Source organism: Streptomyces sp. NPDC051563, from assembly GCF_044454225.1.
Classification (GTDB): Bacteria; Actinomycetota; Actinomycetes; order Streptomycetales; family Streptomycetaceae; genus Streptomyces.
Map to the genome: position 1 here is coordinate 59,514 of NZ_JBITDL010000033.1, position 20,089 is coordinate 79,602.

Consider the following 20,089-nt stretch of genomic DNA (forward strand, 5'->3'; position numbering starts at 1 on the left):
GTGATCACCGGCGGGTGGGCGTGGGATAGCGTCGCCGCGCCGTACGGAGAGGAGCGGGCCTTGCACGAGATCACCGTCCCCCCGGTCGTCACGGGCTCCCCCGTCGGCGGCCTGGCCGATGCCGTCTTCCTGCACGCCCGCGAGGACCCCGGCCGGGTGGTGCTCGGCCGCAAGTCGGACGGGGTCTGGGGGGACGTGACCTCGGCCGAGCTGGCGTCCGAGGTGCTCGGGCTCGCCAAGGGGCTGCTGGCGCAGGGCATCCGCTTCGGGGACCGGGTCGCGATCATGTCCCGTACCCGGTACGAGTGGACGCTCTTCGACTTCGCCCTGTGGGCGATCGGCGCCCAGCCGGTCCCGGTCTACCCCTCGTCCTCCGCAGAGCAGGTGCACTGGATCCTGTACGACTCCGGGTGCACGGCCTGCGTGGTGGAGGACGAGAACCAGGCCATGACCGTCGGCTCGGTGATCGAGCGGCTGCCGCGGCTGCGCCGGCTGTGGCAGTTGGACGCGGGCGCCGTGGACGAGCTCGTCCGGGACGGGCTCCAGGTCGCCGAGGACGTCGTGCACCGCCACCGCGGCGCCGTGACGCCCGATGCGACGGCCACCGTCATCTACACCTCGGGCACCACCGGCCGCCCCAAGGGCTGTGTGCTGACCCACGGCAATTTCATGTTCGAGGCGGACACGATGGTGACCCGCTGGGAGTCCGTCTTCCGGGCCCGGCCCGGTGACCAGCCGTCCACCCTGCTCTTCCTGCCGCTCGCCCACGTCTTCGGGCGGATGGTGGAGGTGGCGGCGGTCCGCGCCCGGGTGAAGCTCGGGCACCAGCCGGTGCTGGCGGCGGCCGAACTGCTGCCGGACCTGGCCGCGTTCCGGCCGACGTTCGTGCTCGGGGTGCCGTACGTCTTCGAGAAGGTGTTCGCCGCCGCCCGCCGCAAGGCCGAGACCGAGGGCCGGACGGGGCCCTTCGACCGGGCCGTGGACACGGCCGTGCGGTACGCGGAGGCGCGCGAGCAGAAGGCGTTCGGCATCGGGCCCGGGCCCTCGGCGAAGCTGCGCATGGAGCACCAGCTCTTCGAGAAGCTGGTGTACGGGAAGGTGCGCGAGGCGCTGGGCGGCAGGGTGCGGTACGCGATGTCGGGCGGCTCCGCGATGTCGCGCCGGCTGGGGCTGTTCTTCGACGGCGCCGGGGTGACGGTCTTCGAGGGCTACGGGCTGACGGAGTCCTGCGCGGCGGCCACGGCGAACCCGCCGGGGGCCATCAAGTACGGCACGGTCGGGCGGCCGATCCCCGGCGGTACGGTGCACATCGCCGGCGACGGGGAGATCTGGCTGCACGGCGCCCACGTCTTCTCCGGGTACCTCAACGACCCGCAGGCCACGGAGGCCGTCCTGCGGGACGGCTGGCTGGCGACCGGGGACCTGGGGCGCCTCGACGCGGACGGATACCTCACGATCACGGGGCGCAAGAAGGAGATCCTGGTGACCTCCAACGGCAAGAGCGTGGCGCCGGCCGCCCTGGAGGAGCGGGTCCGCTCGCATCCGCTGGTCTCCCAGTGCGTCCTGGTGGGCAACGACCGGCCGTACATCGCGGCCCTGCTCACCCTGGACATGGAGGGGGTCGCGCACTGGCTGGCGATGCGCGGCCGCCCCCGGCTCCCGGCGGCGGAGCTGCTGCTCGACCCCGATCTGACGGCGGAGGTCCGCCGGTCGGTGGTGGCGGCCAACACCCTGGTCTCCCAGGCCGAGTCGATCCGCACGTTCCGCATCCTGGGCGAGCAGTTCTCGGAGGAGCGGGGGCTGCTGACGCCCTCGCTGAAGCTGAAGCGGCGGGCCATAGAGAAGGCCTACGCCAAGGAGGTGGCGGCCCTCTACCGGTCCTGACGGGCTCCGCCGGCCCGGCCCGGCGCGATCACAGCAGCGGTCCGAACCGTTACCTGACGGGCCGTCACTTTACTTGTCGTTGATATTGACGATGCGTCAGGTCGCGCACAGAATGCGGGGATTCCGACCGGAGGGGATCCACACATGTTGCGACCGATCCGCACCCTGGCCGCCGCGGCGGCAGCGCTCGCGCTCGTCTCCGCCTGCAACTCCGCCTCCAACTCCACCTCCAAAGACGTCGGTCCCGCCAAGCCGGGAGCCGCCGGCAACTCCCGCGGGGTGAGCGCCGGCTCGATCAAGGTCGGCGGCATCGTGTCGATGACCAGCGCCAGCGGCTACAGCAAGAAGGACACCGACCTCGGCGCGAAGGCCCGCTACGCGAGAGCCAACGCCGAGGGCGGGATCAACGGCCGCAAGATCGACTACATCGGGGCCGAGGACGACGGGCAGGACCCCGCCAAGAACCTGGCGGCGGCCCGCAAACTAGTCCAGCAGGACAAGGTGTTCGCGGTCTCCCCCATGAGCTCGGTCACCTTCAGCGGCGCCGACTTCCTGGAGCAGGAGAAGGTGCCCACCTTCGGCTGGGGCACGCTCCCCTCCTTCTGCGGCCCCAAGTACATCTACGGGTTCAACGGCTGCCTCGTCCCCACCCCCGGCGGCACCATCAACCAGACCTGGCCCGAGGGCATCGGCCAGGTCCTCGGCGGCGCCGCGGGCAAGTCGGTCGCGATCATCGCCAACGACAGCGACGCGGGGAAGTTCGGCGTGCGCACCTTCCAGCAGGGCTTCACCAGCGCCGGGTTCAAGGTCTCCTACGCCAAGGCCTCGGTGCCGGGCACCGCCGTGCCGAGCGACTGGTCGGCGTACGTCAAGGAGATCCTGGAGAGCAACGGCGGCAAGGCCCCGGACGCGGTCGTCTCCGTCATGCAGACCCCCAACAACATCGGGCTGTTCACCTCGCTCAAGCGCAGCGGGTACAAGGGCCTGCTCTCCGACCCGACCGACTACGACCCGGGTCTGCTCGCCAAGGACGCCACCAAGATGGCCCTCGACGGGGTGCACGTCCTGCTGCAGTTCGAGCCCTTCGAGTCCACGGACCCGAAGATGGCCCAGTTCAAGGCCGACATCAAGGCCGCCAACGGCGGGCAGGACATCCCCCTCAACATGCACATGATGACGGGATACATGTCGGCCGACCTCTTCGTGTCCATCGCGCAGAAGGCCGGCAAGGACCTGACCGTCGAATCCTTCCAGGCCGCCGCACAGGGCTTCTCCGACACCGGCACGCTCGTCGGCGACCGCGCCGAGCCCAAGGGCCAGAAGGACAGCTTCGGCTGCGGGGCGCTCGTCCAGCTGAAGAACGGCGCGTACGAGGTCTCCGTACCGTTCAAGTGCCACGAGCCCATCCCCTTCAAGTAGGGGCGCGGGAAACGGAATGGGAGATCTGCTCGCCTTCGTCCTGAGCGGTCTGGTGTCCGGCGCCCTGTACGCACTGCTCGCCACCGGGCTGGTGCTGTCGTACTCGGCGTCCGGGCTGTTCAACTTCGCGCACGGGGCCACCGCCTACCTGTGCGCGCTCACCTTCTACGAACTGCACTCCGGCCTCGGCTGGCCGGCCGTCCCCGCGGCGCTGCTGGTGGTCCTCGTGCTGGCGCCCGGGCTCGGCTGGGCTCTGGACCGGCTGATGTTCCGGCGGCTCGCGCAGGTCGGCGAGACGGCGCAGATCGTGGCCACCATCGGCCTGCTGGTGGCCCTCCCGGCGGCCGGGCTGTGGGCGGTGGAGCTCCTGACCGACGCGGGAGCGCCGCTCAAGCCCGCGGAGAACCAGTTCGGGCTGCCGGGAGTGGGGCCGAGCCCCGCCACCTCCTGGCAGCTCACCGCGGACGTGGGCATCGACTCCGACCAGCTGATCACCTGGGTAACCACGGCCCTGGTCGCGGTCGCCCTGTGGGTGCTGATGCGGCACACCCGGCTGGGGCTGCGGCTGCGGGCCGCCGTCGACAACCGCTCCCTCACCGAGCTGCGCGGGATCGACGCCGACCGGCTGTCCTCGGTGGCGTGGATGATCGCCTCGGGGCTGGCCGGGCTGGCGGGGGTCCTGGCGACCCCGCTGCTGGGGCTGTCCGCGCACGATTTCACACTGTTCCTGTTCGTCTCGGCCACGGCCGCCGTCATCGGGCGGTTCGCCTCCGTCCCGCTCGCCTTCGCGGGCGGGCTGGGGCTCGGGGTCCTGCAGAACCTGGTCGTCGGCTACGCGTCCTTCGCCGACTCCGTCACCGGATTCAGGACGGCCGTGCCCTTCCTGATCCTGTTCGGCGGACTCCTGGTGCTCACCCGGCGGGCCCGGGCCACCGGGACCGCCGCCGTGGACGTGGCCTCGCCCGACCACCTGGCGGGGGCCCCGTGGGCGCGGCGCTGGGGGGTGTGGGCCGCGGGAGCGGTCCTGCTGGCGACGGCCTTCTACACCGTGACCACCCCCTTCTGGAGCGGGCTCCTCGCCCAAGGGCTCGCGCTGGCACTGGTGTTCATGTCCTTCACCGTGGTCACCGGGCTCGGGGCGATGGTGTCCCTGGCCCAGGGCACCTTCGTGACCGGGGCCGCGCTCGTGGCGGGACTGCTGATGAGCCGCGGGTGGCCGTTCATCGCGGCGCTGGCGGTCGGCACCTGCGTGGCCGCCGTCCTGGGAGCCCTGGTCGCGCTGCCCGCGCTGCGGCTCGGCGGGCGCTCCTTGGCCCTGGCGACCCTGGCCCTGGCCTTCCTGGCGGACCAGGTGCTCTTCCAGATGCGGTGGCTGCGCAACGGGGACTCCGGGTGGTCGGTCCCGCGCCCCGTCATCGGACCGGTGGACCTCTCCGACGACCGGGCACTGGGGGTGGCACTGGTCCTCCTGGTCACGGCGGTCGCCGCCGGGCTGAGCGCGCTGCGCGGCTCCCCCTCGGGCCGGGCGATGCTCGCCGTACGGTCCGCTCCCGCGGCCGCGATGGCCTCCGGGGTGTCCGTGCTGCGCACGAAGCTGCTGCTGTTCACGCTGTCGGCGGGGCTCGCCGGGTTCGGGGGCGTGATGTACGCCTCGTACAACACCCGCATCACGGCAACGGACTTCACCGCGATGACCGGGCTGGTGTGGCTGGCGGTGGTCGTCGCGGCGGGTGTGCGCAGGCCGCAGTACGCGGTGGTGGCGGGGCTGGTCTTCGCCGTCGCTCCGCGGGTGATGGCGGATTACGTGACGGAGTCGGCGCACCTGCCGGTGATCCTGTTCGGCCTGGCGGGGTTGGCCTTGGCCAACGATCCCGATGGGTACTGTGCGGCGGTGCCGGTCCGGCTGGCCCGGCGGCGGGCCGCTGCCTTGGCCGGGGCCCCCGTCCCGGCCGGGGCCCCGGTCTCGGCAGGAGCCCCCGTCTCGGCCGGAGCCGCGCCCAAGGCCGAGGCCGTGCCCGCGGCCCGGGTCGGCGGCGGAAGCGGGGTCGGCCCTGCGGGGCTTTCCCCCACCCCGCCCCTTCCCGAAACCGGGGCTTCGCCCCGGACCCCTTCGGGGGCTCCGCCCCCGGACCCCCGCGCCTCAAACGCCGGCGGGGCTGGATCAATCCAGCCCGCCCGGCGTTTGAGGGCCGGGTCCGGGCCCGGGCAACCGGCGGAGCCGCCCGCGCTGGAGCTGCGCGATGTCACCGCGGGGTACGACGGGGGGCTCGTGCTGCACGGGGTCGGCCTCGTCGTGCGGCGCGGGGAGATCCTTGCCGTGCTCGGGCCCAACGGGGCCGGGAAGAGCACCGCCTGCCGGGTGGCGGCCGGAGCGCTGGCCATCGTCGGGGGGAGCGTCCACGTGGCCGGGCGGGACGCCACCCGCGACGGCGCCGTGGGGCGCTCCCGGGCCGGGGTGCTGCTCGCACCCGAGGGGCGGGGGATCTTCCCCGGGCTCAGCATCGAGGAGAACCTGGCGCTGTACCTGAGGGACGCCGCCGAACGCGACGCCGTCTACGACCGGTTCCCCCGGCTGCGCGAGCGCCGCACGGTCACCGCCGGGTCGTTGTCCGGCGGGGAGCAGCAGATGCTGGCGCTCGCCCCGCTGTTGCAGCGGCCGCCCGGGGTGCTGATCGCGGACGAGCCCTCGCTCGGGCTCGCCCCGCGCGTGGTGGACGAGGTGTACGGGCTGCTCACGGAGCTCCGCGCGGCCGGCACCGCGCTGCTGCTGGTGGAGGAGAAGGCGGCCGAGATCCTCGGGATCGCCGACACCGTCGCCTACCTCGCGCAGGGCCGGGTCTCCTGGTGCGGCCCGCGCTCCGAGGTGGAGGCGGACCGGCTGACCGAGGCCTACCTGGGGATGGCGACATGAGCGCGGGCGAAGCCCCGTACGCGGGCCCGTACGTACTGGAGGCCCGCGGCGTCAGCGTACGGTTCGGCGGGGTCAGGGCGCTGACGGGCGTGGACCTCGGGGTCCGGGCCGGCGAGGTGTGCGGGCTGATCGGGCCGAACGGGGCCGGGAAGACGACCCTGTTCGACGTGCTGTCCGGGATCCGGCGGCCCGACCAGGGCCGGATGCTGCTCGACGGGGTGGACGTCACCCGGCGCTCCCCCGTCTGGCGGGCCCGGCACGGGATGCGCCGGACCTTCCAGCGCCAGCAGTTGTTCGGGCAGCTCAGCGTGGCCGACAACGTCCTGGTCGCGCAGGAGTGGCGGGGCGGGGGCGGCGGGTTCGCCGCCGATCTGGTCGCCTCGCCCACCCGGCGCCGCCACGAGCGGGAGCGGCGCGCACGGGCCGCGCGGGTGCTGGCCGACTGCGGCATCGGCGCGCTCGGGGACTCGTACGCCGGGGGTCTGCCGGTCGGGCGGGCCCGGATGGTCGAGCTGGCCCGCGCCGTGGCCGATCCGCCCCGGGTGCTGCTGCTGGACGAGCCCGCGTCGGGCATGTCCGCGCCCGAACGCGAGCAGTTGGCGGCGGTCGTGCGCCGGCTCGCCGCGGAGGAGGGCTGCGCGGTGCTGCTGGTCGAGCACAACGTGGCCTTCGTGATGGACCTCTGCACCCGGGTGGTCGTCCTCGACCTGGGCGCCGTCCTCGCCGAGGGCACGGCCGCCGAAGTACGGGCGAATGCGCTGGTCCGGGAGGCGTACCTGGGGTCGACCCTGGGGTCGTAGCACCAGCGGCCCCTTCCCGTGCCCGGCCTGTTTCCGCCGTATGAATTCACCCGTACGGCGGGAATAGGCCACCCCGGGGTCCGGTTGTCGCCGGTCGTACAGCACCAGCGACGACCAGAGGGAACGACCGACGTGAACCAGGTCCCCGGCATCAAGCTCAACAACGGCACGCTCATGCCCCAGCTCGGCTACGGCGTCTGGCAGGTTCCGGACGCCGAGGCGGAGCAGGCCGTCCGGACCGCCCTGGAGGCGGGCTACCGGAGCATCGACACGGCCGCCATCTACGGCAACGAGGAGGGCACCGGCAAGGCCATCGCCTCCGCCGGGGTCCCGCGCGAGGAGCTCTTCGTCACCACGAAGCTGTGGAACGGGAAGTCCGAGACCTGGGGCCGGGACAACGTGCTGCGCGAGTTCGACGCCTCGCTCGCCAAGCTGGGCCTCGACGAGATCGACCTGTACCTGATCCACTGGCCGCGCCCGATGCGCGACGACTTCCTGACCATCTGGAAGACCTTCGAGGAGATCGCGGCGAGCGGGCGCGCCAAGGCCGTCGGCGTGTCCAACTTCCGCCCCGCCGACCTGGAACGGCTCGGCGCCGAAAGCTCCCTGGTCCCGGCCGTCAACCAGATCGAGCTGCACCCGCTGCTCCCCCAGACCGAGCTGCGCGCCCTGCACGCACGCCTGGGCATCGCCACCGAGGCCTGGTCCCCGCTCGGCCAGGGCAAGGACCTGCTCACCCTGCCCGCCGTCACGGCGATCGCCGCCAAGCACGGCCGCTCGGCCGCGCAGGTGGTCCTGCGCTGGCACCTCCAGCTGGGCAACGTGGTGATCCCGAAGTCCGTGACCCCGGCGCGCATCCGGGAGAACCTCGACGTGTTCGGCTTCGAGCTGGACGCCGGGGACGTGGCCGCGCTGGACGCGATCGGTGCGGGCGGGGCGGGCCGCCGGATCGGGCCGGACCCGGCCGAGTTCGACTACTGAGCCGCCCGTGAGCGAGCCGGTGAGAGGGACGAAGGCGCCGGACGGCACGTACCGGATCCGCAATGCCGCGAGCGGGCTGCTGCTCCAGGTCGAGAGCGGCAACCGGGTCCGGGTCGGGCCGGACGGCGAGCCGGCCGCGGCCCGGCAGTGGGAGATCACGCCGGTGCACAGCGGCGGCGGGATCTTCCACCTGGTCAGCCTCCACAACGGCAAGCGGCTCGACGTCGCGAACGCCTCGACCGAGAGCGGCACCCGGGTCCAGGTGTGGAAGGCCAACGCCTTCGGGGCGCAGGAGTGGGTCGTGGAGGAGCACCTCGACGACCCCGGCGTGGTCTCGCTGATCGCCGCCATCAGCGGGCTGCCGCTGGAGGCGGACGCCGAGGGGCTGGCCCGGCAGTGCGAGGACACCGATTCCCCGGCGCAGTGGTGGCGTCTGGAGCCCGCCTGAGGGCCGCGGGGCGGGGAGCTGAGGGGGCGGTCGCCCTTCCCGGGGCGGTCGCCTTCCCGGGGGCGGTCGCCTCTCCGCTCCCCGCCCCGCCGGTCAGGCCCGTACGAAGGCGTGCAGCCGGTACGTAGGCTCCGCGCGCGGGGTGTCCGGTCCGGGGAGGAGCTCCAGCCGGTCCGCGAGCTCGCGCGGGGTGATCCCGCGCGGGTGGACCCGGGAGGCGTACCGCCCGGCGAGCAGTGCGGCGGCGGCCCCGTGCGGGGTGCGGCCCTGGCCGTGGCCGGTGAAGAGGGCTTCGCCTGCGGGGTGCAGGCCCACCGCGGCCGCGTGGCCGGTGACGGCCCCGGCGGAGTCGGCGGGGGTGGCGGTGAGGTGCTCGGCGAGCACCGCGTCGATGTCGCTGCCCACGTCGTGGGCGGCGTCCTTGTCGACGGTGGTGACGAACGCCCCGCCGGGCCGCAGCACCCGCCCGGCCTCGGCGATCACGGCGGCCACCAGGCCGGGCGAGCGCAGCAGGTGCAGCAGCCAGACCGCGGTGACCGCGTCGAGCGAGCCCGTGCGGAACGGGAGCCGGGTCCCGGAGGCGAGGACCACCGGGATCCCCCGGGAGCGGGCCATGGCGGCCATCCCGGAGGAGGTGTCCGCGCCGAGGACGTGCAGTCCCGGGCGGCCGGCGGCGATGCGGGTGGTGACGATGCCCGTGCCGCAGCCTAGGTCGAGCAGGGTGCCGGTGTCCGGCGGGAGCAGGCCGAGGACCGCCGCGGCGGCGGCCTCGGCGCGCGGGACCCCGCCGCGCGTGGCGTCGTAGGCCTCGGCCTCGGCGTCGTAGTCGAGGAGCGGTCGCGGCGTGGGCAGGGGCATCGGCGGTGCTTCCGGTGTCAGGCGGCGCCGTGGGCGGGCGCCAGGGACTCGACGCGCTCGGCGAGGGTGAAGTCGGCGTCGGTGACGGTATCACCGGCATCGTGCGTGTTCACGGAGAGGCGGACCGTGTCGTAGCCGAGGGTGAGGTCGGAGTGGTGGTTCAACTCCTGCTGCACGCTGGCGATATGGCTGACCAGGGCGCTCGCCGCGAAGTGGCTGCCCAGCCGGTAGGTGCGGATGATGCGGTCGTCCTCGAAGGCCCAGCCCGGGAGTTCCCGCAGCCGGTCCTCGATCTCCTTCTGCGAAAGCGGCTCTCTCGACATCCGCAGGCTCCTTCCCCGTAGACGACTGCCCGATTGACCTGACGTGGAGTCAAGGTTCCCACAGCTCGGGCCGGAGGGAAGGTCCCGCGCCCTGGTGCGTGCGGGTGCTTCGCCGCCTTCCGCGACCATCGCGGCACCCCTGCGCTCCCCCGGTTGGGCTAACGTCGCCGTATGACGACTGCTGCACCCTTGGCGGTGGGCGCCCTGCTGCGCACCTGGCGGGAGCGGCGCGGGCTCAGCCAGCTGGAGCTGGCGGGCCGCGCCGACTCCTCCTCCCGGCACATCAGCTTCGTGGAGACGGGCCGGTCCCGGCCGAGCGAGGAGATGGTGCTGCGCCTCGCCGACCGGCTGGAGGTGCCGGTGCGGGACCGCAACGCCCTTCTGGTGGCGGCCGGTTACGCGCCCCGGTACGCCCACACCCCACTGGACGACCCCTCGATGGAGGTGCTGCGCGAGGGGCTGGAACGGCTGCTGACCGGCTACGAGCCGTATCCGGCGCTGGTGGTGAACTCCACGTACGAGGTGGTGGCCGCCAACCGGGGCGTCATGATGCTGATGGAGGGGCTGCCGGAGCACCTGCTGGCCGGTCCCCTCAACGCGATGCGGCTGACCCTGCACCCGGAGGGCCTCGCCCCCCGGATCCGCAATCTGCGCGCATGGCGCGGACACCTGCTGGCCCAGATGGAGCGGCAGATCGCCCTGGCCCGTTCGGCGCCGCTGCGCGCGCTGTACGAGGAGGTCTCGGCCTATCCGCTGCCCGAGTCGGCGGGGCCCGACGAGAGCGGTCCCGACGAGGCCGTCGCGTACCTCGCGCTCCCCCTGCGGATCGAGCACGACGGGCACCTGCTCTCCTTCGTGTCCTCCATCTCCACCTTCAACACCCCGATGGACGTGACGGTCGCCGAGCTGGCCATCGAGACCCTGCTGCCGGCCGACCCGGCGACCGTGAAGTACCTGCGGTCACTGGCGCCCTGAGCCCGCGCCCGCGCGCAGCGCGAGCTGCTGGAAGAGGGCGAAGGAGGCGACGGTGAGCGCCTGCGCCGGGATCCACACCGCCCCGGCGGTGGTGGGCGCGAGCCAGACGACGAGGGCGACGAGGCTGAGTGCGGCCCAGGCGTAGTTGCCCTCGATGACGAGCCGGACGGGGAAGACCGGGGGCTCCCGGCGCGAGGCCAGCAGGCCGACACCCACCCCGTAGAGCAGCAGGAACACCCCGAGTCCCAGCAGCAGCCCCTGCCCCAGGCCGAGCAGTCGGCCGAGGGGCGCGGAGAAGGCCGCGTACGCGAGCCCGTTCCCGGTGGTGACGACGGCGTCGAGGGCGAGGAACCGGCGCAGCGCGGCCTGCGGGACGGCAGTACGGGCTACGGCGGTGAACAGGGTTGCGGACATGGCGGATCAGCCTCCGTCGAGGGTCGTTTGCGCTGGTGGAGTACGAAAGACCCGGGCCCCGGAGCCGAGTGCGCGACGCCGGAACCCGATGCCCCCACTGTGCCGCCGGAGCCCCCGCCGGGTCGATTACCTCCGGAGTAACGCACACCTGCGCCAGGAGGCGTACGGGGCCGCGCGGTCCTGGCTGCGGGCCGCGTGCGCGGGCTCGGTCAGGCCGCGGTCGTCACCGCTTCGCGGGCCGCGGCCGCTTCGCCCGTCAGGACCTTGAGCCGCTTGGTGAAGAAGACCATCACCGCGCCGGCCGCGATGACCATGGCGCCCTGCCACAGGAAGTTGCGGCTCTGGCCGATGACCGCGTCGAGCCGGGGCAGCTGGGCGCCGATCGCGTCGCCGGTGGCGGCGGCGAGGAACCAGACGCCCATCATCTGGTTGGTGAAGGCCCGCGGGGCGAGCTTCGTGGTGACCGAGAGGCCCACCGGGCTCAGGCACATCTCGCCCATCACCTGGATCACGTACACGCCCACGAGCCACATCAGCGAGACCTTGACCCCGCTGGAGGCGATGGCCGCGGCGCCCGACATGACCACGAAGGAGGCGCCGGTCAGCAGCAGGGCCAGGCCGAACTTGAAGGGGGTGCTCATGTGCTTGCCCCGGCGCACCCAGAAGGCGGCGAAGACGGGGGCCAGGATGATCACGAACAGCGAGGGCAGGGACTGGGTCCAGCTCGCCGGGATGTGCCAGCCGAGCAGGGACAGGTCGGTCTTCTGGGCGGCGAACAGGTTCAGCTCGTTGCCCATCTGGTCGTAGACCAGCCAGAACAGTGTGGCGGCCAGGAAGAGCCAGACGTAGGCCCGCAGCCGGGTCTTCTCGACCCGGTCGATCTTGGGGCTGCGGTACATCGAGAGCAGTACGCCCGCCGGGACCACCACGGCGACGACCGTCAGCAGGAAGGTGATGTTGTCGATGCTCAGCGCGTGCGAGGCGGCCAGCAGGGTGATCAGTACGGCGGTGAAGACCAGGCCGTACGCGGAGGACTTGCGCACCTTGGCCCGCTCGGCGGCGGTGAGCCGGACCATGGGCTCCGCGCGCAGCTGCTCGGTCAGGCGGCGGCCCCCGACGACGTACTGGACCAGGCCGAGGGCCATGCCGACGGCGGCGGCGCCGAAGCCGAGGTGCCAGTTGACCTCCTCGCCGAGGTAGCCGACGACGAGCGGGGCGATGACCGCGCCGAGGTTGATGCCCATGTAGAAGATCGAGTAGCCGGCGTCGCGGCGCTGGTCGTCGTCCGCGGCGTACAGCCGGCCGACCAGCGCGGAGATGTTCGGCTTGAGCAGGCCGGTGCCGATGACGATGAGGACCAGGCCGGGCCAGACGAAGACCGGGTTCGGCACGGCCATCAGGACGTGGCCCGCCATGATGACCACGCCGCCCCACAGGACGGCCCGCCGGGCGCCCAGGAACCGGTCGGCTATCCAGCCGCCGGGCAGCGCCAGCAGCGAGATCATGGCCATGTAGACGCCTTCCACGGCCTCCGCGGTGCCCTCGTGGAGCCCCATGCCGCCGTGGCCGCGGGAGGCGGCGAGGAAGTGCACGAGGATGGCGACCATGCCGTAGAGGCTGAAACGCTCCCACAGCTCGGCGAGGACGAGGGTGGCGAGCCCGCGCGGGTGACGCTTCCCGTCCACCGCCGCCGCGTCGGCCGGTGCTGCGTCCGGCGCCGGGGGCTTCTGCATATCCATCGAAGGCTTCACATATTCATTGGAGCCCTGTCGTGCCGGACCGGAATCGGCCTTTCGGCCCGTTACCGCGGGAAACGGAACGCCCCGGACCGAAGGGCCCGGGGCGTTCGTCGTACGGGAGGGAGCGGGCGCGGGCCGGAGGTCTCAGGGGGGCCCCGAGGGCTCAGAGGTCCGCGAGGGCCAGACCGGCCTGCGCGGCGGCGGCCTGCACGGTCTGCTCCAGCAGTACCGCGATGGTCATCGGGCCGACACCGCCCGGTACCGGGGTGATCAGCGAGGCGCGGGCGGCGGCCGACTCGAAGTGGACGTCGCCGACGTTGCCCTCGTTGTAGCCGGCGTCCAGGACCACGGCGCCCGGCTTGATGTCCTCGCCGCGGATGAACTCGGCCTTGCCGACGGCGGCGACCAGCACGTCCGCCTGGCGGACGATGGACGGCAGGTCCACGGTGCGCGAGTGGCAGTAGGTGACGGTGGCGTTCTGCTCCAGCAGCAGCATCCCGGCGGGCTTGCCCAGGATCGCGCTGCGGCCGACGACCACGGCGTGCTTGCCGGTCAGGTCCACGTCGTAGGCCTCCAGCAGCCGCATGATGCCGCCGGGGGTGCAGGAGACGAAGCCGGGCAGTCCGAAGCCCATGGCGGCGAAGGAGTGCATGGTGACCCCGTCGACGTCCTTGCCCGGGGCGATGGCCTCGAAGGCGGCGCGCTCGTCGATGTGGTGCGGGACGGGGTGCTGGAGCAGGATGCCGCTGATCTCCGGGTCCTCGGAGAGCGCCGTCAGGGTGGCGACGAGCTCCTCGGTGGTCGTCGCGGCCGGCAGCTCCACGTGGCGGGAGGTGATCCCGGCCTTGGCGCAGCGGTTCTGCTTCATGCGGACGTAGGTGACGGACGCGGGGTCCTCGCCGACCAGCACGGTGGCGAGACAGGGCGCGGTACCGGTGCGCTCGGTGATCTTCGCCGCGTACGCGGCGGTCCGCTCCGAGATGCGGCGGGCGAGGGCGGTGCCGTCCATCAGGGTGGCGGTCCGTGCCTGCGGGGCAGTCGTCTGGGTGGTCATCGGGGCTCCTGGGCGTCGCTGCGGGATCGCGGTTCGCCCAGGCGCGCGGCAGTCGGCGTACGCAAAGCGGGAGTACGCCGGGCCGCTCCCCGGTGGTGATCCACCCGAACGCCAGTCACGGCCCGCCGCCCAGTGTAGGCGACCTTCCGCCGGGCCGGGCGGCGGCCCCGGCGGACCCCGCGCCCGGCAATCGGGTGGATGACCGGGCCCGGACCTGGGACGATCGAGGGATGACGCGCACTTTCGACCATCTCGTCGCGGAAGCGGAATCCGTCTCTGTGGACGGCTGGGACTTCTCCTGGCTCGACGGCCGCGCCACCGAGCAGCGCCCCTCCTGGGGCTATCAGCGGCTCCTGGCGCGGCGCCTGGCGCAGGTCGGCTCCGCCCTGGACATCCAGACCGGAGGCGGAGAGGTGCTCGCCGGAGCCGGGCCGCTGCCCGCGCTGACGGTGGCCACCGAGTCGTGGCCGCCCAACATCGACAAGGCGACAAAGCTGCTGCACCCGATGGGCACCGTCGTGGTCGCGGACTCCGACGAGCCGCCGCTGCCGTTCGGCGACGGGGCCTTCGAGTTCGTCGCCAGCCGGCATCCGGTGACGGTCTGGTGGGAGGAGATCGCGCGGGTGCTGCGGCCCGGCGGCACGTACCTCTCCCAGCAGGTCGGCCCGGCGAGCGTTTTCGAGCTCGTGGAGTACTTCCTGGGACCGCAGCCGGAGGAGGTCCGGCGCGGCCGGCACCCCGACGATGCGGTCGCCGCGGCCACGAAGGCGGGACTGGAGGTGGTCGATCTGCGCTCCGAGCGGCTGCGGACGGAGTTCCACGACATCGGAGCCGTGATCTACTTTCTGAGGAAGGTGATCTGGATGGTGCCCGGCTTCACGGTCGGACAGCATCGGGACCGGCTGCGCGAGCTGCACGAACAGATCGAGCGCGAAGGCCCGTTCGTCGCACACACCGCCCGTTTTCTCATCGAGGCCCGCAAAACGGGCTGACAAAACGGGCGGACGCGACCACCCGCGACCGGCCCCCCGGTCACAGCGTGGCGCAGGTCACTCAATTCAGCGCGTAACGAATCTACTCGGGCATGCGATGAACCGACAGGTGTCCTCGTGCGGCCCGGAATACAGACCCCCCTCGGGTCTGTTTCCCGAGTCCGCGCGATGATGTCCCGCCACCCCTTATCTGTTCGCAACGAGAGGCTCCTTGTGTCGCTCAGCCCGTCCCGTACGTTCCCCACGGAGATCGCCGAATCCGAGGCCCTGGTCGCGCTTGTCGAGCGTGGCCGCGAGCAGGGTCACATCAACGGTGATGACGTGCGCCAGGCCTTCGAGGCCGGCCGCATCCCGGTGGACCAGTGGAAGCGGGTCCTGCGCAGCCTGAACCAGGTCCTGGACGAGGAGGGCGTCGCCCTCCACGTCAGCGCCGCCCCCGCCACGAAGGCTGCCGCCAAGAAGCCGCGCAAGGCGGCCGCCGCTCCGGCTCGTGCCGTCGCCAAGAAGGCCGCGGCCCCGCCGCGCCTGATCGGTGCCCGCAAGACCGCGGCCCCCGCCACCGCTGCGGCGATATCCGACCCGTCGGCCTCCGGGACCGAGGAGGAGGTGGCGGCAGAGGCCGCCGCCGCGCCGAAGAAGCGTGCGGTCAAGAAGACCGCCGTGAAGAAGACCGCCGTGAAGAAGACGGCCGCCACCAAGAAGACCGCCAAGGACGGCGACGAGGCCGAGGCCGCCGTCGCCGAGGGCGAGGACTGGGCGGCCGAGGACCTCGACGAGGGCGACGAGAAGGAGACGCCCAAGACGGGCGGCAGCGCCGGCTTCGTCCTGTCCGACGACGACGAGGACGACGCCCCGGCCCAGACCGTCATGGTCGCCGGTGCCACCGCCGACCCCGTCAAGGACTACCTCAAGCTCATCGGCAAGGTGCCGCTGCTCAACGCCGAGCAGGAGGTGGAGCTCGCCAAGCGCATCGAGGCCGGTCTCTTCTCCGAGTACAAGCTCGAAGAGGAGGAGGACCACAAGCCCGCGTTCAAGCGCGAGCTGGAGATCCTCGTCGAGGACGGCCGCCGGGCCAAGAACCACCTGCTGGAGGCCAACCTCCGCCTCGTGGTCTCCCTGGCCAAGCGCTACACCGGCCGCGGCATGCTCTTCCTGGACCTGATCCAGGAGGGCAACGTCGGTCTGATCCGCGCCGTGGAGAAGTTCGACTACACCAAGGGCTTCAAGTTCTCCACGTACGCCACGTGGTGGATCCGGCAGGCGATCACGCGTGCCATGGCCGACCAGTCGCGCACCATCCGCATCCCCGTCCACATGGTCGAGATCATCAACAAGCTGGCCCGCGTCCAGCGCCAGATGCTCCAGGACCTCGGCCGGGAGCCCACTCCGGAGGAGCTGGGCAAGGAACTCGACATGACCCCCGAGAAGGTCATCGAGGTCCAGAAGTACGGCCGCGAGCCGATCTCCCTGCACACCCCGCTGGGTGAGGAGGGAGACAGCGAGTTCGGTGACCTCATCGAGGACTCCGAGGCGGTCGTGCCGGCCGACGCGGTCTCCTTCACCTTCCTCCAGGAGCAGCTCCAGTCCATCCTGGGCACGCTCTCGGAGCGCGAGGCGGGCGTGGTCTCCATGCGCTACGGCCTCAACGACGGCCAGCCGAAGACCCTCGACGAGATCGGCCGCGTGTACGGGGTCACCCGTGAGCGCATCCGCCAGATCGAGTCGAAGACCATGTCGAAGCTCCGTCACCCGTCGCGCTCGCAGGTGCTGCGCGACTACCTCGACTAAACCGTCAGGTCAGTCGGAAGACCGGCCCCCGGGGCGTGAACGGCAGGGAGGCACCCTGCGGGATCAGGTAGGCGTGCTCGCGCCGGATCCGCAGGGTGTCGCACCGGCCGTCCGTGATCACGAGGACCGGGGCCCCGGGCGGGAAGTCCTCCGCCCGGTGCAGCAGGTCGACGGCCGGTTGCAGGACCGTGCCGCCCCGGCCGCGCACCCGGACCCGCCCGGCGATCTCGGTCGGGGGGATGTAGCCCGCGTCGTACGGCGCCGCGTCGCAGAACACGACACGGGCGGCCGGTACGTCGCGGGCTTGCGCGTACGAGGCGATCGCGCCGAGCGCCTTGCCGAGCAGGGCGGCGTTCATCGACGCCGAGGTGTCGAGGACCACCCCGAAGGTGCAGCGGGCGGTCTCCTCCAGCGGGAAGTACCGGCCCGCACGCGGGATGTCCGGGGTGGAGGCCTGTCGGCGGGCCGGGCGGGCGTAGGACCGTACGGCCACGGGCCGCGGCACGTACGCGTCGAACCAGCGGGCGAGCTCCGCGTCCCACGGCACCGGTGGGTGGACCAGCGCCCGGATCTCCTGGATCAGCCCGGCGGGCAGCAGTCCGCGCTCCCCGTACCCGTGCAGGTCGAAGCCCTGGACCAGGCCGCGCCGGTAGAACTCGTCCAGGTCCGTGTACGGGCCGCTGCCCGGGTGGAGCAGCGGCTCGCCCAGGATGTCCCCGCGGCCCTTGCCGCGCAGGGTGGCGAGGCGGCGCATGCGGCGCAGGTCGGTGGTGATCCGGTCGTAGACCTCTTCGACCGAGAGGTCCCGCAGCTCCGCGTCGTACAGCAGCCCCTCGGGCATCTCGCCGACGCCCATCTCCACCAGCCAGCCGTTGACCACGTAGTCGGCGGCCACGTTGTGCAGGTACGGGTCACGGGCACCGCAGCGCTCCCCGTGGCGCAGGGCGGCGTGCAGCATCTCGTGGGCCAGGACGAACCGCCATTCCCCGTCGGTGAAGCTGCGCAGCGGGTTGACGTAGATCTCCCCGGCGCTCGCGCTGACGGCGGCGATATCGATGCCCTGGGCCCGGGCCAGCTCGGCGTCGGCGACGATCTCCAGCCCGGCGGCGAGACCCCCGAGCAGCGGGTACGAGGAGACGAACCAGTTCAGGGCCCGGTCCCACGGGTGCAGCCGGACGTGCTCCCCGGTGACCCGGTCGCGGCGGCCGCCGGCCACGTCCATGGCGGCCGAGACGCTGCGGGTCAGGGCGTGCGCGAAGGCGGTCTCCCAGTCGGGGACGGCGGTGTTCCAGGCCCCCCAGGTCACCAGGAGCTGGTCGGGGTGGTCTCCGGCCGTGCCGCAGTGCTCGTGGGCCGCGGGGATGCCGTCGCGGCGCCAGCGGGCCGCGAGCAGCTCCTCGTCGCCGCCGGGATGTTCGGCGGGCAGCCGGTCCGGGGTCCAGCCGGGTGCGAAGCTCGCCAGGAACCGGTTGACGACGGCGCAGCGGGCGGCCAGGTCGAAGCGGTCGGGCTGGGAGCGGCGCTCGTCCTTGGCGGCGGGCACGTGTCCGAAGCCGAGGTGGAGCAGCGCGTGGGCGAGCGTCCAGGCCCACTCCCCGGGTGCGGCGCGCCGGGTGGGGTGGACGTGGACGGTGCCGTTGGAGTCGACGGCCGCCAGTCCTGAGACCGGGGTGGCCGGGCACTTGCTCTGACGGCAGACGGTGGCGGACACGGCGGCGAGGGCGGGGTTCCGCTTGACCAGGGCGAGGCCCTCGGCGAAGGCCTGGTCGGCGGGGTCGGGCTTGGCGTTGCCGGTGCTCTTGCGGGTGGTGCTCTTGCGGGTGGTGTTCGTGCGGGTGGGGCGGCTCACCGGCGGGCCTCGACCAGGCGCGGCATGTCGCGGGCCGCCTCGACGAGGAACCAGGCGGGCAGCACGGGCAGGCCGTCGGCGTCGTCGGCGATGACGGTCTGGGCGACCTCGACGGAGATCTCGGCGAGCTGCACGAGGAGGGCCTTGGCCCGGTACGCGGTCTGCCGGACGGCGGGCGAGACGTGCTCGCGCCGTGCGGGCAGCTCCTTGACCAGCCGGCCCCGGAAGGCGTCGGCCAGGTAGTAGAGCAGGTCGCGGTCGGCGAGCCGGGTGGGCCAGTTCGCGTCGCCCTTCAGGATCGCCTCGATGCCGAAGGAGTGGCGGACGATCTTCGCGTAGCCGCAGAAGGAGACGGCGTGCGCCGGGGTGAGGGTGCCGTGGGCGATCACCTTGAGGGTGGTCTCGTCCAGCTCGGGCCCGAAGGAGTGCAGGGCGTCCGAGAGCATGTGCCAGGAGCGCGGCGTGGAGAACGCCTCCTCCGTCTTGGGCGGCTGCGACCACAGGTGGTCGGGCCGGTCCGTGAGGTAGTCGGTGACCCACGGGTGGATGCCGTGCTCACCGGCCCAGACCAGCCAGTCCCCGGCGGAGGCGTTCAGGTGGACGTGCGTGAGCCGGTTGACGAGCGCGGAGGCGATGGGGCGGGCCAGGGCGTTGTCGGTGGCCCGGTTGCCCGCGCCGATGACGATGGAGCCCGCGGGCAGCTCGTAGGAGCCGATGCGCCGGTCGAGGATCAGCGAGTAGAAGGCCTTCTGCACGTCCGGGCCGGCGGCGTTGAGCTCGTCCAGGAACAGGCAGTACGGCTCGTCCCGGGCGATCGTCTCCGGCGGGCAGAACACCGAGCGCCCGTCACGGATCTGCGGTACGCCGATCAGGTCCTCGGGCGCGAGCTGGGTGCCGAGCAGGCTCACGCACTCCAGTCCCAGCGAATCGGCGAACTTCCGCACGAGCGAGGACTTGCCGATGCCGGGCGCCCCCCAGAGGAACACGGGCCGCACGGTGGCGAGCCCGAGGAGCAGTTCGGGGAGCTGGGCGGGGGTGACGGTGACGGCGGCCTGCACGGGTGGGAATGTCCTTGGGGTCCGGGAAACGCGGTGCGCTGGTGCGCGGGTGAGCCCAGTGTGGGCGCACGGCATGTCCCGGAGCACCCGGTTTTTCCCGGGGTCTGCCCAGCCCTCAGGCCTCGGAGTGTTCCAGCAGGTGCTTGAGCTTCTCCTCGCTGCGGGGCATCTCCTTGCGGACCATGGGCTTGACCGCGAGCGGGACGAGCGCCCTGCCCAGGCCGCGGCCCTCGAAGTCGACGGCGAGGGTCACGCGCGAGCGGGCGCCGTCGTCGAGGGGTTCGATGCGGCCCCGCACATCGGGGCGGACCGGCCCCCGGACTCCGCGGAAGTGCCAGCTCCTCGGCGGGTCCATGGCCAGGACCTCCATGGTCGCGGGGATCGTGCGCCGGCCGACCCGGCGGCCGACCAGGACCCTGGAACCCACATGGACGGGCAGGTCGCCCATCGGCACCGCGGTGACGGCCCGGTCCTGCCACTCCGGCAGGTGCGTGGGGTCCGTGATGTACGCGTAGACGTCCTCGGGCGTGCGGTCTATGTCGATGCTCTTGCTGATCGCGGACATGGCGACCCCTCGGAGCCCCCCTGGTGGACTC

General features: G+C 72.6%; 17 protein-coding genes and 1 riboswitch. Of the genes, 9 read left to right on the forward strand and 8 right to left on the reverse strand.

Features of this window, described 5'->3' with window-relative positions:
- Positions 1-60: 60 nt before the first annotated feature.
- The 6 genes from ACIA8F_RS31680 (at position 61) to ACIA8F_RS31705 (ending at position 8,443) form a co-directional block, all read left to right on the forward strand.
- A complete protein-coding gene (locus ACIA8F_RS31680) occupies positions 61-1,884 on the forward strand; it encodes an AMP-dependent synthetase/ligase (protein ID WP_399383955.1) in 1,824 nt (607 codons plus the stop codon).
- A gap of 144 nt (positions 1,885-2,028) precedes the next feature.
- Positions 2,029-3,303 (forward strand): ABC transporter substrate-binding protein, encoded by a 1,275-nt coding sequence (locus ACIA8F_RS31685; RefSeq protein ID WP_399383957.1) that lies wholly within the window; start codon positions 2,029-2,031, stop codon positions 3,301-3,303.
- Between the two features lie 16 nt (positions 3,304-3,319).
- A complete protein-coding gene (locus ACIA8F_RS31690; protein WP_399383959.1) occupies positions 3,320-6,214 on the forward strand; it encodes an ATP-binding cassette domain-containing protein in 2,895 nt (964 codons plus the stop codon).
- Positions 6,211-7,014 (forward strand): ABC transporter ATP-binding protein, encoded by an 804-nt coding sequence (locus ACIA8F_RS31695; protein ID WP_399383961.1) that lies wholly within the window; start codon positions 6,211-6,213, stop codon positions 7,012-7,014. Before ACIA8F_RS31690 ends, ACIA8F_RS31695 begins: the two co-directional genes overlap by 4 nt.
- 132 nt (positions 7,015-7,146) lie before the next feature.
- On the forward strand, positions 7,147-7,995 hold the full coding sequence (locus ACIA8F_RS31700; protein ID WP_399383963.1) for an aldo/keto reductase: 849 nt from the start codon (positions 7,147-7,149) through the stop codon (positions 7,993-7,995).
- Between the two features lie 7 nt (positions 7,996-8,002).
- Complete coding sequence (locus ACIA8F_RS31705) at positions 8,003-8,443, forward strand: RICIN domain-containing protein (RefSeq protein WP_399383965.1); 441 nt, start codon at positions 8,003-8,005, stop codon at positions 8,441-8,443.
- Positions 8,444-8,536: 93 nt separating this feature from the next.
- Here the strand turns inward: ACIA8F_RS31705 and ACIA8F_RS31710 are convergent, their stop codons facing one another.
- Together ACIA8F_RS31710 and ACIA8F_RS31715 are read right to left on the reverse strand one after the other, a co-directional pair.
- Positions 8,537-9,301 (reverse strand): class I SAM-dependent methyltransferase, encoded by a 765-nt coding sequence (locus ACIA8F_RS31710; protein WP_399383967.1) that lies wholly within the window; start codon positions 9,299-9,301, stop codon positions 8,537-8,539.
- Positions 9,302-9,318: 17 nt separating this feature from the next.
- A complete protein-coding gene (locus tag ACIA8F_RS31715) occupies positions 9,319-9,624 on the reverse strand; it encodes a 4a-hydroxytetrahydrobiopterin dehydratase (protein ID WP_399383969.1) in 306 nt (101 codons plus the stop codon).
- 171 nt (positions 9,625-9,795) lie between these two features.
- Here ACIA8F_RS31715 and ACIA8F_RS31720 point away from each other — a divergent pair, with 171 nt between their 5' ends.
- Positions 9,796-10,599 (forward strand): helix-turn-helix domain-containing protein, encoded by an 804-nt coding sequence (locus tag ACIA8F_RS31720; RefSeq protein ID WP_399383971.1) that lies wholly within the window; start codon positions 9,796-9,798, stop codon positions 10,597-10,599.
- On the opposite strand, the gene ACIA8F_RS31725 is transcribed toward ACIA8F_RS31720, so the two are convergent.
- From ACIA8F_RS31725 to ACIA8F_RS31735, 3 genes are all read right to left on the reverse strand, one after another.
- A complete protein-coding gene (locus ACIA8F_RS31725; protein ID WP_399383972.1) occupies positions 10,585-11,013 on the reverse strand; it encodes a hypothetical protein in 429 nt (142 codons plus the stop codon). The genes ACIA8F_RS31720 and ACIA8F_RS31725 overlap by 15 nt on opposite strands.
- A gap of 209 nt (positions 11,014-11,222) precedes the next feature.
- Positions 11,223-12,752 (reverse strand): peptide MFS transporter, encoded by a 1,530-nt coding sequence (locus ACIA8F_RS31730; RefSeq protein ID WP_399383974.1) that lies wholly within the window; start codon positions 12,750-12,752, stop codon positions 11,223-11,225.
- Between the two features lie 163 nt (positions 12,753-12,915).
- Positions 12,916-13,806, reverse strand: coding sequence for a bifunctional 5,10-methylenetetrahydrofolate dehydrogenase/5,10-methenyltetrahydrofolate cyclohydrolase (locus ACIA8F_RS31735; protein ID WP_399383976.1), 891 nt, complete (start codon positions 13,804-13,806; stop codon positions 12,916-12,918).
- Between the two features lie 28 nt (positions 13,807-13,834).
- Positions 13,835-13,935, reverse strand: a riboswitch (ZMP/ZTP riboswitch).
- A 101-nt stretch (positions 13,936-14,036) separates the two neighbouring features.
- On the opposite strand from ACIA8F_RS31735, the gene ACIA8F_RS31740 reads away from it, so the two are divergent.
- Both ACIA8F_RS31740 and ACIA8F_RS31745 read left to right on the forward strand, forming a co-directional pair.
- Positions 14,037-14,798, forward strand: coding sequence for a methyltransferase domain-containing protein (locus ACIA8F_RS31740; RefSeq protein WP_399383977.1), 762 nt, complete (start codon positions 14,037-14,039; stop codon positions 14,796-14,798).
- A 213-nt stretch (positions 14,799-15,011) separates the two neighbouring features.
- On the forward strand, positions 15,012-16,586 hold the full coding sequence (locus tag ACIA8F_RS31745) for an RNA polymerase sigma factor (RefSeq protein ID WP_399383979.1): 1,575 nt from the start codon (positions 15,012-15,014) through the stop codon (positions 16,584-16,586).
- A 4-nt stretch (positions 16,587-16,590) separates the two neighbouring features.
- Here ACIA8F_RS31745 and ACIA8F_RS31750 read toward each other — a convergent pair whose 3' ends face one another.
- The 3 genes from ACIA8F_RS31750 to ACIA8F_RS31760 all read right to left on the reverse strand — a co-directional run bounded on the left by ACIA8F_RS31750 (position 16,591) and on the right by ACIA8F_RS31760 (position 20,058).
- The gene (locus ACIA8F_RS31750) at positions 16,591-18,435 is read right to left on the reverse strand and encodes a hypothetical protein (RefSeq protein WP_399383981.1); all 1,845 of its coding nucleotides are present in this window, start codon (positions 18,433-18,435) and stop codon (positions 16,591-16,593) included.
- A complete protein-coding gene (locus tag ACIA8F_RS31755) occupies positions 18,432-19,493 on the reverse strand; it encodes an ATP-binding protein (protein ID WP_399383982.1) in 1,062 nt (353 codons plus the stop codon). Before ACIA8F_RS31755 ends, ACIA8F_RS31750 begins: the two co-directional genes overlap by 4 nt.
- Positions 19,494-19,608: 115 nt before the next feature.
- Positions 19,609-20,058, reverse strand: a complete 450-nt coding sequence (locus ACIA8F_RS31760; RefSeq protein WP_399383984.1) for an SRPBCC family protein — start codon at positions 20,056-20,058, stop codon at positions 19,609-19,611.
- Positions 20,059-20,089 lie beyond the last annotated feature (31 nt).